The sequence below is a fragment of the Kribbella sp. NPDC031520 genome, from assembly GCF_055580825.1.
In genome coordinates this window covers 292,112-304,243 of the sequence record NZ_JBVIKS010000007.1, presented here as the reverse complement: position 1 = coordinate 304,243, position 12,132 = coordinate 292,112, and the positions used below count along the sequence as shown (strand labels likewise).

Annotated in this window: 11 protein-coding genes; 1 reads left to right on the top strand and 10 read right to left on the bottom strand. The window is 68.7% G+C overall.

Annotated features, from left to right (window positions below; all coding sequences use genetic code 11):
- Positions 1–96: 96 nt before the first annotated feature.
- Positions 97–531, bottom strand: coding sequence for a phosphoribosyltransferase family protein (locus ACZ5BU_RS34030; RefSeq protein WP_465704661.1), 435 nt, complete (start codon positions 529–531; stop codon positions 97–99).
- A gap of 300 nt (positions 532–831) precedes the next feature.
- Here ACZ5BU_RS34030 and ACZ5BU_RS34025 point away from each other — a divergent pair, with 300 nt between their 5' ends.
- Entirely contained in the window at positions 832–1,707 is an 876-nt protein-coding gene (locus tag ACZ5BU_RS34025) for a DUF559 domain-containing protein (RefSeq protein WP_465704659.1), read from the top strand.
- Between the two features lie 60 nt (positions 1,708–1,767).
- On the opposite strand, the gene hutI is transcribed toward ACZ5BU_RS34025, so the two are convergent.
- From hutI to hutH, 9 genes are all read right to left on the bottom strand, one after another.
- Positions 1,768–2,925: an imidazolonepropionase gene (gene hutI / locus ACZ5BU_RS34020; protein ID WP_465704657.1), complete on the bottom strand. Its 1,158-nt coding sequence runs from the start codon at positions 2,923–2,925 to the stop codon at positions 1,768–1,770.
- A complete protein-coding gene (locus tag ACZ5BU_RS34015; RefSeq protein WP_465704655.1) occupies positions 2,922–4,232 on the bottom strand; it encodes a formimidoylglutamate deiminase in 1,311 nt (436 codons plus the stop codon). Before ACZ5BU_RS34015 ends, hutI begins: the two co-directional genes overlap by 4 nt.
- On the bottom strand, positions 4,229–5,416 hold the full coding sequence (locus tag ACZ5BU_RS34010; RefSeq protein ID WP_465704653.1) for an allantoate amidohydrolase: 1,188 nt from the start codon (positions 5,414–5,416) through the stop codon (positions 4,229–4,231). Before ACZ5BU_RS34010 ends, ACZ5BU_RS34015 begins: the two co-directional genes overlap by 4 nt.
- A 10-nt stretch (positions 5,417–5,426) precedes the next feature.
- Complete coding sequence (locus tag ACZ5BU_RS34005) at positions 5,427–6,350, bottom strand: ABC transporter substrate-binding protein (protein ID WP_465704651.1); 924 nt, start codon at positions 6,348–6,350, stop codon at positions 5,427–5,429.
- 79 nt (positions 6,351–6,429) lie between these two features.
- A complete protein-coding gene (locus ACZ5BU_RS34000; RefSeq protein WP_465704650.1) occupies positions 6,430–7,080 on the bottom strand; it encodes an ABC transporter permease in 651 nt (216 codons plus the stop codon).
- Between the two features lies 1 nt (position 7,081).
- On the bottom strand, positions 7,082–7,738 hold the full coding sequence (locus ACZ5BU_RS33995; protein ID WP_465704647.1) for an ABC transporter permease: 657 nt from the start codon (positions 7,736–7,738) through the stop codon (positions 7,082–7,084).
- On the bottom strand, positions 7,735–8,733 hold the full coding sequence (locus ACZ5BU_RS33990) for an ABC transporter ATP-binding protein (RefSeq protein ID WP_465704645.1): 999 nt from the start codon (positions 8,731–8,733) through the stop codon (positions 7,735–7,737). The genes ACZ5BU_RS33995 and ACZ5BU_RS33990 overlap by 4 nt, the downstream gene beginning before the upstream one ends.
- A 140-nt stretch (positions 8,734–8,873) precedes the next feature.
- Positions 8,874–10,529 carry a urocanate hydratase gene (hutU, locus tag ACZ5BU_RS33985; RefSeq protein ID WP_465704643.1) on the bottom strand — a complete coding sequence of 552 codons (1,656 nt, stop codon included), beginning with the start codon at positions 10,527–10,529 and terminating at the stop codon, positions 8,874–8,876.
- A gap of 16 nt (positions 10,530–10,545) precedes the next feature.
- The gene (gene hutH / locus ACZ5BU_RS33980; RefSeq protein ID WP_465704641.1) at positions 10,546–12,099 is read right to left on the bottom strand and encodes a histidine ammonia-lyase; all 1,554 of its coding nucleotides are present in this window, start codon (positions 12,097–12,099) and stop codon (positions 10,546–10,548) included.
- Positions 12,100–12,132: the final 33 nt, after the last annotated feature.

Sequence of the window (12,132 nt, the reverse complement as noted above, 5' to 3'; positions counted from 1 at the left end):
GCGGTGAACTAGACAGCTCCACTTCACAACCGGAGGCCTTCACCTGTCACACAGACTCACCGCCACCGACCGGGACAACCTCCCTGGACATCACACCTAGAGCTGCCGTACGTCGAGCAGCGCCCGCAGCGGGAGCTCGTGCCGCAACCGCGGATCCATCATCCCGTCGACGATGCAGGCCGACCCGATCCAGCGCGCCCCACAGTCCTCGACCAACCCGTGAGCCGCCAGCGCGGTCGCCCCGGTCTCGGCCCAGTCGTCGACCATCAGCACCCGGTCCCCCGGCCGCACCAACCGCCGCCGGAACCCGAACACCTGCTGCCGATCCTGGTAGTCAGGTGCCGTCGTCCGCGACACCCACCGATCACTGTCGACCGCCGACCCCGCGGCCTTCCGCATCTCCACGAACCCGACCCCCAGCGCGGCAGCGGTCAACGCCCCGACCAGCGACCCACGCGACACCGGCCCGACGACCACCGTAGGCACCTCGTCGTACAGCCCCGCGAGCGCCGGCCCGACCGCCCGCAACAACTCCGCGTCCCGCCACCACCCGGTCAGATCGGCGTAACTACTTCACACCCCACGATCCGTCTGCCACCGAAACGCGCTCCGCAACCGTGCCCTCGTGTCCATACCCCCAGCGTCTCGCACCTGCCCCGCCCGGTGCAGGTCGTTTTACGGACCCCCACCACTCACCAAGCCGGTCAGAGCAGCCCTGGTCCACGCTCAGCGGCGGTCGGCGAGCCGCTGTTGGGCAGCCATACTGAGTGCTGGCGGTCCGCCTGTGGATAGCACCCGCCGCGGATCTGCGGTTCTCGTCATGATGTTCGAGTGGCAGATGTGGCCGAGGCGATCAGCAGGCGTGGAGGGTCGTCGACCTTTGCCGAGCTCCGCACACTCGCCTCGGCGCGCGCCATCCGGAACGCTCTCGAGGCCGGTGAGATCCGTCGAGTCGCCAAAGGCGTCTACGCGCTGCCGGAAGCACCACCCGCACTGACCGCTGCTCGCAGCCACGGAGGCGTCGTCTCGCATCTGAGCGCGGCGCAACACTGGGGCATGGACCTGATCCATATGCCGCTCCAGCCGCACGTTACGCTCCCGCCCGGACGGCGGCGGCGCCGTGCAGGTCTTCCCTGCATCTTGCACTGGGCGGACGTTCCTGTGCTGGACGACATCACCACACCGCTCCGGACAGTCCTGGACTGCCTCCGCATCCTGCCGTTCAGCGAGGCGCTCGCGCTCGCGGACTCGGCCTTGCGGAAGGGCTGCGTCGAACAGGACGAGCTCCTCGACGCGACGGAGGGACTCCGCGGCCCTCATCGTCGGCGAGTTCAGAGAGTCGCCGGACTCGCGGACGGTCGCGCCGAGTCAGTGCTGGAGTCCGCTCTACGGGCCTTGTTGATCGAACGGGGACTCGAAGGCTTTGTTCCTCAACTGCGGGTGCAGGACGCGGAGTTCTCTGCTCGGCTTGATCTCGGGAATCCTCGGCTTCGCCTCGGTCTGGAGGCAGAGGGCTTCGCGTACCACGGAAGCCGCCAGGCGCTGGTCAAGGACTGCCGCCGACACGTGAACCTCGCGATCCGCGGCTGGCAGGTGCTCCGCTTCAGCTGGGAGGACATCATGTACGACCCCGAGTGGGTGGTCGCGGCGATCGAGCGAGCTGCCGGACTTCCACCACTCAGTAAGCACCTGATCCGGGCCGCCTGACAGCGGAGCCAAGCGTGCGGTGGTCGCTCGCACGGAGGTTACTGAGTGCTGGAGGTCCGCCTAGACGGGGCGGCCGGCGATGAAGGTCTGAGTGACGAGTGGTACCGCGGGGCGGTAGGCGAGGTGGAGGTAGGAGGGGGCGTCGAGGACGGCGAGGTTGGCCTGGGATCCGGGGGTCAGGTGGCCTATGTCGGTGCGGCGGAGGGAGGCGGCGCCGCCGGCGGTGGCGGACCAGAGGGCTTCGGCGGGGGTCATGTGCATCTCGCGGACTGCCAGGGCTATGCAGAAGGGTATGGAGGAGGAGTAGCCGGAGCCTGGGTTGCAGTCGGTGGCCAGGGCTACGGTGACGCCGGCGTCCAGGAGGCGGCGGGCGTTGGGGTACGGGGATCTGGTGGAGAACTCGATCGCGGGGAGGAGACCGGCTACTACGCCGCTGGACGCAAGGGCGTCTATGTCGGCGTCGGTGAGATACGTGCAGTGGTCGGCTGCGGCGGCGCCGAATTCTGCGGCCAGTTGTACGCCGGGGCCTTCGCCTAGCTGGTTCGCGTGGATGCGGGGTTGCAGGCCTCGGGTGATTCCGGCTTCGAGGATGGTCCGGGCCTGGTCCGCGTCGAAGGCGCCGCGTTCGACGAAGACGTCGATCCACTTCGAGTACTGGGCTGCGGCGTCGAGCATCGGGCCGGTGACCAGGTCGACGTAGGCGGCGGGCTCCTGGTCGGCCGGTACTACGTGGGCGCCCAGGTACGTGGTTTCGTCGGTGAACTGGCCGGCGATGCGGAGGGCGCGGGCTTCGTCGGTGACGGTCAGGCCGTAGCCGGATTTGATCTCGACCGTGGTGGTTCCCTGGCGGCGCATCTCGGTCACGAGGCGGGCCACGTTGGCGGTCAGTTGTTCGTCGGTGGCGTCGCGGGTCGCGGCGACGGTGGTACGGATGCCGCCGGCGGAGTACGGCGTACCGGTCATCCGGGCCGCGAACTCCTCGGCGCGGTCGCCGGCGAAGACGAGATGCGAGTGGGAGTCGACGAAGCCGGGGATCACGGCGCGGCCGCCCAGGTCGATCGCGGAGTCCGCCGGTGGGGCGGCCGTTCGTTGGCCTACCCAAGCGATTTTGCTGCCGTCCATCACCACGGCGGCGTCGTGGAGCTCGCCCAGCAGGCCGCCGCGAGTCGGGTCGTTGGTCACCAGCGAACCGATGCCTGTGAGTACGAGCGAGGTCATCGGGTCACCGCCGCGATCGACTTGGTCAGCTGCGCCGCCACGTCCATTCGAATGTGCTTGCCGTCGGCAACCAGGTGGTTTCCGGAGACGACTACATCGGACACATCGGAGGCTGTTGCCGCGAAGACCGCTGTTTCCGGGGTGTCGCCGGTGCCGGCTGTGCGGACGGTGTTGAGGCGCATGGCCACCAGGTCGGCTCGGGCGCCGGGCTCGATCAGGCCGGCGTCGGGGAAGCCTATAGAACGGTGGCCGTCGAGGGTGGCTGCTTTGAGGAGTTCGGGGGCGGACCAGTGGCCGCGTTCCTGGGTCGCGAGGCGTTCGTTGAGCTCCACGGCGCGCATTTCCTCGAAGAGGTCGATGATCGCGTGGCTGTCCGAGCCGAGGGTCAGCGGCGAGCCCGCGTCGCGTAGTTGGACGGACGGGCCGATGCCGTCGGCCAGGTCGCGTTCGGTGGTCGGGCAGAAGCAGGAGTACGTCGCGGAGCTCCCGAGCAAGCCGATGTCGACGGACGTCAGGTGCGTCGCGTGTACGGCGCTCGTCCGCCCGCTGAGGAATCCGGCCTCGTCGAGGACCTGCGTCGGCGTACGCCCGTACGCAGCGAGGCTGGCCTCGTTCTCCGCGACCTGTTCGGACAGGTGGATGTGCAGCGGTACGTCAGGGAATGCCGACGCGACCGCGCCGAGCTGATCCTGCGGTACGCCCCGGATCGAATGGGCGGCCGTACCGATCACCACGTCGTCGTCGCCGTGCAGCTGAGCGACCCGGGAGGCCCACGCGGTGGCGTCGCCGTCGCTGAACCGTTGCTGGACCTCGTTCAGCGGCTGATCGATGCCGCCTGCAACGTAACAGGTGTCGAGCAGCGCGATCCGGATGCCGGCGTCGCGCGCGGCCGCGATCAGCGCCGCACCCATCGCGTTCGGGTCGTCGTACTGCCGGCCGCCGGGAGCGTGGTGCAGGTAGTGGAACTCGCCGACCGCGGTGATACCGGCGAGCAGCATCTCGCCGTACACGGCCTTCGCGAGCTCGTAGTACGAGTCGGGGGTGAGCGCGGCGGCGACGGCGTACATCTGCTCGCGCCAGGTCCAGAACGTGCCGCGCTCGGTCTGCGTACGGCCGCGGAGCGCGCGGTGGAACGCGTGGCTGTGACAGTTCGCGAGCCCTGGGACGACGAGGCCGTTGAGCACGTGAGCGTCGCCGGGGTTCAGGCCGGATTCGACCGCGGTGAAGCGGCCGTCGTCCACGGTGAGCAGGACCCGGGAGGCGAGACCGTGCGGGAGGAGGGCGGTCTCGCACCAGTACGTCGTCACTTCGCGAGGTCCTTCAGTACTGCGGCCAGGGCGTCGACGCCGGCGAGGCAGTCGTCCATTTCGGCGTACTCCGCCGGGGAGTGCGAGATGCCCGTGGGGTTGCGGACGAACAGCATCGCGGTCGGGATGCCGGCGTCGGAGAACACGCCCGCGTCGTGACCGGCGCCGGTCGGCAGCACCGGGGCGCCGCCGAGTACGCCGGCCAGGCGGTCGCGCAGGCCGGCCGGGAAGTCGACGACCGGCGAGACGGACTCCGGGGTGACCTCGAGGGTCGTGCCGTCGCGTTCGGCGCGTTCGGTGGCCTGCTTGGTGATTGCTGCGAGCAACGATTCCAGCGTTGCGGTGTCGGCGGCGCGGGCGTCGAGCCAGGCGGTGACCTGAGACGGTACGGCGTTGGTGCCGTTCGGCTCGACCGACAGCCGGCCGAACGTCGCGCGGGCGCCGGCCAGACGGGCCTGTTTGTTCGCTGCGAGGGCGGTCATCGCGTACGTGAGCATCGGGTCGTGGCGGTCTTCCATCAGCGTCGTACCGGCGTGGTTGGCCTCACCGCCGAAGGTGAACCGGTACCGCCCGTGGGGCCAGATCGAACTGGCCACGCCGACTGGTGCGGTCAGTCCTCTTCCTTGCTCCACATGTAGTTCGACGAACGTCCCCATCCGCCGGAGCAGGGGCGACGGCCCGAGGCCTGCGGGGTCGAGCCCGGACTCCTCCAGCGCTTCGGCGAGCCCGACCCCGGCCCGGTCCTTCAACTGCAATGCCTTCTCGGGAGAAAGCACCCCGGCCGCGACCCGGGAGCCCAGACAGGGCATCCCGAACCGCGACCCTTCTTCTTCTACAAAAGCCCCGATCCCGATCGGTACTCCCGGCTCGAACCCCTCCGCCCGCAACCGATCCACAGCCGCCAAAGCCGAAACCACCCCCAGCGGCCCATCAAACGCCCCACCATCAATCACCGAATCCAGATGACTTCCGGTGACCACGCCAGGACCGTCCGAGGAACCCCACCAGGCGATAAGGTTGCCGATGCTGTCGGATTCCACTGGAAGGCCGCGGGTGGTGCACTGGTCTAGGAACCAGTGGGTTGCGTCGCGTTCGGTGGGGGTCCAGCCGCCTCGGGTGTAACCGCCGGTTTCGGGGTTGCGGCCGATGGCGGACTGGTCGGCCCAGAGGGATTCGAAGCTCAAGTCAGGACTCTCAGGACAGTGGGTTCTTCGACAGCCAGTCCTTCGCGACCGCGTCCGCGCTCTCCTTGCCGACGTCGATCCGCTTGACCAGGTCGGTCAGCGCGTCGGTGGTCAGCTTGGCGTCGACCGCGTTCAGCGTGGCGACGACGTCGTCGGACTTGTGGTCGGTCCGGATCAGCGGAACGATGTTGTTCGGCGGCAGGATGTGCTCCGGGTCATCGAGCTGGACCCAGCCCTTGTCCTTGATCACGGCCTGCGTGGTGAACAGGTCGGTCACCTGGATGGTGTTGTCCTGCAGCGCCTTGATGCTCAGCGGACCGCCCGCGTCCAGCGTCTTGTAGTCCTTGAAGTCGACGTCGTACTTCTCCTTCATGCCCTTCAGCCCGGCGGTCCGGACCTTGAACTCGGAGCTGCCGCCGGCGACCAGGTTCTTGCCCTTCAGGTCGGCGATCGACTTCAGGTTGTACTTGTCCGCGGTCGCCTTGGTGACCACGATGGTGTCCTCGTCGGCGGCCGGTGACATCTCCAGGATCTCCAGCCCGGGCGTCAGCGCCTTCTTCAGCGCGTCGTACGCCTTCTGCGGGTCGGTCTCGGTGGAGTTCTTGTCGAAGTACGCCAGCGAAGCGCCGGTGTACTCCGGGACGAGGTCGACCGACCCGTCCTTGATCGCGGCCATGTAGGTCTCGCGGTTGCCGATGTTCGGCTTCTTCTTCACGTCGATGCCCTTGGCGGCGAGCGCCTGGCCGTAGATCTCCGCCAGCAACTGGCTCTCGGAGAAGTCGGCCGACCCGACGGTGATGCTGGTCACCTTGGACGGCGCGGGCGAGGACCCCGCGTTGTCGTTGCCGAGTTGGTTGCCCCCACCCCCACAGCCGGCCAGGCCGAGCACCGCCACCCCGGCGATCGCAGTACGGATGAGCGTGGATCTCAACACGAGAGCCTCCAGTGTTCTCGTTCAGCCATCGGCCGGTGCCGATGGATGTATCTCAAGTTCAGCAGGTTCGACGGACAGTTCAGCCGAGTTTCAGGCCCGGTGAGACGGTGAGCCGTCCGATCAGGGCGAACAACGCATCCAGCAGCAGTGCGAGCAGCGCCACCAGCAAGGCCCCGGAGAACATCTGTGGGAAGTCGCGCAGTTTCAGCCCGTCGATCACGTACCGGCCGAGGCCGCCGAGCGAGACCAGTGCCGCGATCGTCGCGGTCGACACGATCTGCAGCGTCGCGCTCCGGACGCCGGAGATGATCAGCGGCATCGCGATCGGGATCTCCACCTTGGTCAGGATCTCGCGTCCGGTCATCCCCATCCCCCGGGCGGCGTCGATCGTCGCCGGATCGACACCCGAGATCCCGGCGTACGTCGAGGCGAGGATCGGCGGGATGCCCAGCGCGACCAGCGCGATCAGCACCGGCAGGAAGCCGATCTGGTTGGTCAGCAGCACCGCGAGCATCAGCAGCCCGAGGCTGGGCAGCGCCCGGGCGGCGTTACCGGCGTTGATCGCCAGGAACGCACCGCGCCGGGTGTGCCCGATCCGCAGCCCGATCGGCAACCCGATCACGACGGACAGCCCGAGCGCGGCAAACGTGTACCAGAGATGCTCGACGATCCGCGCCCAGATGCCTTCGTTGCCGGACCAGTTGTAGGAGTCGGTCAGGTACTGCCACATGTCACGCCACCTCCGCCACGGGTCGCACAACCCGCGCCCACGGAGTGAGCGCCCGTTGCAAGGTCACCAGTACGAGGTCCGCGAGCAGCGCCAGCGCCAGGGACAGGACCACACCGACCACTACCGGGGTGAGGAAGTCCTTCTGGAAGCCCAGCGTGAACAGTTCGCCGAGGCCGCCGATGCCGATCACCGCGCCGACGCTCACCATCGAGATGTTCGCGACCGTGACGACCCGCAGCCCGGTGAAGATGACCGGTACGGCGATCGGCAGGTCCACCGCGACCAGCCGGTGCAGAGCGCCGTACCCGACGGCGATCGCGGACTGCCGGACGTCGGGCGGCACGGAACGGAGTCCGTCGATCACGTTCCGGATCAGCAGCGACACCGTGTAGATGGTCAGCGCCACGATGATGTTCACCGTGGACAGCACCTTGGTCCCGAGGATCGCGGGCAGCACGATGAACAGCGCGATCGACGGCAGCGAGTACAACAGGCCGCCGAACGCGATCAGCGGATTCGCCAACCAGGAGTAGCGCGTCGCGACGTACCCGAGAGGCACCGAGATGATCAGCCCGAGGATCACCGGAACGATCGCCAGATAGAGGTGCTCGCGCAACTGTTCCCAGATCAGGCCGAGGTTGTCGCCGATCCACGTCATGATCGCATCGCTTCCGCGACCGAGCCTTGGTCTACGACGCCGACTGCGCGGCCTTGGTCGTCGACGACTACGCCCAAACCGTTCGGGGAGGTCAGTACGGCGTCCAGCGCCGCGCGGAGCGAGTCGCCGCGCTTGAAGACCGCGCCGACCGGCTCGATCGCCTCGGCACCGTTCTTCCAGCCGACCGGTACGCCGTCGTTCAGCGCGAGGTCGTCCGGCAACGGCTGCACGGTCAGCTGGTCCGTGTAGATGAACGTCAGCGCCCGGTAACCGCGGTCCTGCCCGACGAAGCCGCGGACGAAGTCGTCGGCCGGGTTCGCGAGCAGCTCGGCCGGCGGCGCGAACTGGGCCAGCTTGCCGCCGACCTGCAGTACGGCGACGTTGTCGCCGAGCTTGATCGCCTCGTCGATGTCGTGCGTGACGAACACGATCGTCTTGCCGATGTCGCGCTGCAGCCGGAGCAGTTCCTCCTGCAGCTGGTGGCGGACGATCGGGTCGACCGCGCTGAACGGCTCGTCCATCAGCATGATCTTGGGATCGGCCGCCAGCGCCCGCGCGACACCGACTCGTTGCTGCTGGCCACCGGACAGCTGGGCCGGGTACCGCTCGGCCATCTTCGGGTCCAGGCCGACCCGCTCGATCAGCTCCATCGCCGTACCGCGGGCCTTGCGCTTGTCCCAGCCGAGCAGCTTCGGCACGGTCGCGATGTTGTCCACCACGGTCTTGTGCGGGAACAGGCCGGCGTTCTGGATCACGTACCCGATCCCGCGCCGCAGCGTCACGGCGTCCTGCGAGTTGATGTCCGTGCCGTCGATCGAGATCGTCCCGGAGGAGCGCTCGATCGTCCGGTTGATCATCCGCAGCGACGTGGTCTTGCCGCAGCCGGACGGACCGACGAACACGGTGATCTGGTTGCTCGGGATCCGCAGGGACAACGTGTCGACGGCGACGGTGCCGTCCGGATACTGCTTGGTGACGTCCTCGAACTCGATCATGGCGCCCCTTCGCGCTTGTCGTCGGTCGCCCGAAAGACCCTAGCGGAACGCGGGACCGAAGCCACGCGATCGGACGGTTTCTCGGTCCCTGGAAAGTGCCCCCGAAAAGTGCACAGTAACGATTGAGATACTGACGGTGGTCAGGACTCCCGCATCGGAACCCTGACGCCCTTCTCCTCGGCGACCTCTACGGCCTTGTCGTAACCGGCGTCGACGTGCCGGATGACACCCATCGCCGGGTCGTTCGTCAGTACCCGCTCCAGCTTCTGCCGGGCCAGGTCGGTGCCGTCGGCAACGGACACCTGGCCGGCGTGGATGGACCGGCCGATGCCGACGCCGCCGCCGTGGTGGATCGACACCCAGGACGCGCCGCTGGCGACGTTCACCATCGCGTTCAGCAACGGCCAGTCCGCGATCGCGTCCGAGCCGTCGAGCATGCCTTCGGTCTCCCGGTACGGCGATGCGACGCTGCCGGTGTCCAGGTGGTCGCGGCCGATCACGATCGGGGCCTCGAGTTCGCCGGAGGCCACCATCTCGTTGAACCGGAGACCGGCCTTGTCCCGCTCACCCTGGCCGAGCCAGCAGATCCGGGCCGGCAGCCCCTGGAACGCGACCCGCTCGCCGGCCATCTTGATCCAGCGGGCGAGGTGCTCGTTGTCCGGGAACAGGTCCAGGATCGCCTGGTCGGTCTTCGCGATGTCGGCCGGGTTGCCGGACAGCGCGGCCCACCGGAACGGGCCCTTTCCTTCGCAGAACAACGGCCGGATGTAGGCCGGTACGAAGCCGGGGAACTCGAACGCCCGGGCGTACCCGGCCTTGCGCGCCTCGTCCCGGATCGAGTTGCCGTAGTCGAACACCTCGGCGCCCGCGTCCTGGAACTCGACCATCGCCTGCACGTGCTTGGCCATCGACTCCTGCGCGCGCTCGGTGAACCCGGCCGGGTCCTTCTCCCGCGCGGTCGTCCAGTCCTCGAACTCGACCCCGATCGGCAGGTACATCAACGGGTCGTGCGCCGAGGTCTGGTCGGTGACCACGTCGATGGGAGCGCCCCGGCGAAGCAGGTCCGGAACGATCGTCGCGGCGTTGCCGAGGACACCGATCGACAACGGCTTGCGCGCCTTCTTGGCCTCCTCGGCCAAGCGCAGCGCCTCGTCGACGGACGACGCCCGTACGTCGAGGTACCGGTGCTCGATGCGCCGCTGGATGCGGGACTCGTCGACGTCGATGCAGATCGCGACGCCGTCGTTCATCGTGACCGCGAGCGGCTGCGCGCCACCCATCCCGCCGAGGCCGGCGGTCAGCGTGATCGTGCCGGCCAGCGAGCCGCCGAACTTCTTGTCCGCAACCGCGCCGAACGTCTCGTACGTACCCTGCAGGATGCCCTGCGTACCGATGTAGATCCACGACCCGGCCGTCATCTGGCCGTACATCGTCAGCCCCATCGCCTCGAGCTTGCGGAACTCCTCCCAGGTGGCCCAGTCGCCGACCAGGTTCGAGTTCGCGATCAGCACCCGCGGCGCCCACTCGTGGGTCTGCATGACACCGACCGGGCGGCCGGACTGGACGAGCATGGTCTCGTCGTCCTTCAGCGTGGTCAGCGTACGGACCATCGCGTCGAACGAGTTCCAGTCGCGGGCGGCCTTACCGGAACCGCCGTAGACGACGAGCTCGTCGGGGTGCTCGGCGACCTCCGGGTCGAGGTTGTTCTGCAGCATCCGCAGCGCGGCCTCCTGCTGCCAGCCGCGGGCGGTCAGGGTGGTACCGCGGGGCGCGCGGACAGGACGTGGTCCGGACATGGGTGATCCAGCCTTTCTAGAGGAGCGGGCCGGTGACGGCCTCGACAGCTTCGATGTAGGTGCCATTGGCAACGAGTTGGACGGAGTGCTCGAGTTCGGGGGCGAGGAACCGGTCCGTGGCCGGGCCTTCGACGTATTGCCTGAGAGCCTTGCGGGCGGCGGCGGTGGCCGGCGCGGGGTCGAGCGGTGCGCGCAGGTCGAGCGCCCGCGCGGCGGTGAGGATCTCGATCGCGAGGACGCGCTGCAGACCGTCGACGGACTTGCGCAGCTTGCGCGCGGCGGACCAGCCCATCGAGACGTGGTCCTCCTGCATCGCACTGCTCGGGATGGAGTCGACACTGGCGGGTACGGCGAGCCGCTTCAGCTCGGACACGATCGCGGCCTGGGTGTACTGCGCGATCATGTGGCCGCTGTCGACGCCCGGATCGTCGGCCAGGAAGGCGTTCAGCCCGTGGTTGCGGGCGACGTCCAGGAAACGGTCGGTACGGCGTTCGCTGATGCTGGCGAGGTCCGCGACGGCGATCGCGAGGAAGTCGAGTACGTACCCGACCGGGGCGCCGTGGAAGTTGCCGTTGGACTCGACGCGGCCGTCCGGCAGTACGACGGGGTTGTCGATCGCGGCGGCCAGCTCGCGGTCCGCGACCGTCGCCGCGTGGGCAGCGGTGTCGCGGGCGGCACCGTGGACCTGGGGAGAGCATCGGAGCGAGTAGGCGTCCTGTACACGGTTGCAGTCCGGGCCGCGGTGGCTCGCGACGATCGCGCTGTCCTTGAGGATCGCGCGCAGGTTGGCGGCGGCGCTTGCCTGGCCCGGGTGCGGTCGCAGGGCCTGCAGGTCCTCGGCGAAGACACGGTCGGTACCGAGCTGGGCCTCGACGCTCATCGCGGCGGCCAGGTCGGCGGTCTTGAACAGCCGGTCGAGATCGGCAAGCGCCAGGACCAGCATGCCGAGCATGCCGTCGGTCCCGTTGATCAGCGCGAGGCCTTCCTTCTCGGCCAGGACGACCGGCTGGAGACCGTTGGCTTCCAGGGCTTCGCCGGCGTCGCGAAGGTTGCCGCCGGCATCGCGGACCTTGCCCTCGCCGAGGATCGCCAGCGCGACGTGGGACAGCGGCGCCAGGTCGCCCGAGCAGCCGAGGCTGCCGTACTCGTGGACGACCGGCGTCAGATGCGCGTTCAGCAGACCGGCGTACGCTTGGGCCGTCTCGACCTTCACGCCGGTACGGCCGGTGGCGAGGGTGGACAGTCTGAGCAGGGCCAGCGCGCGGACGACCTCGGGCTCGACCTCGGGGCCGGAGCCGGCCGCGTGCGAGCGGATCAGGCTGCGCTGCAGCTGCGCCCGGAGCTCCGGCGCGATGTGCCGGGTGGCGAGTGCGCCGAACCCGGTCGAGACGCCGTAGTGCGGGGTGTCCGCGTGGGCCAGCGCCTCGATCGCGGCACGCGACTTCGCGATCTCCTCGAGGGCCTGGTCGTCGATCCGTACCTGGGCGCCGTAGCGCGCTACCGCGACCACCTGGGCCGGGGTCAGCGGGCCGACGCCAACAGTCACCGTGCCATTCACCGTGTGTTCCACCCGAACATTGCACCGCGCCGGATCGGTCGCCGA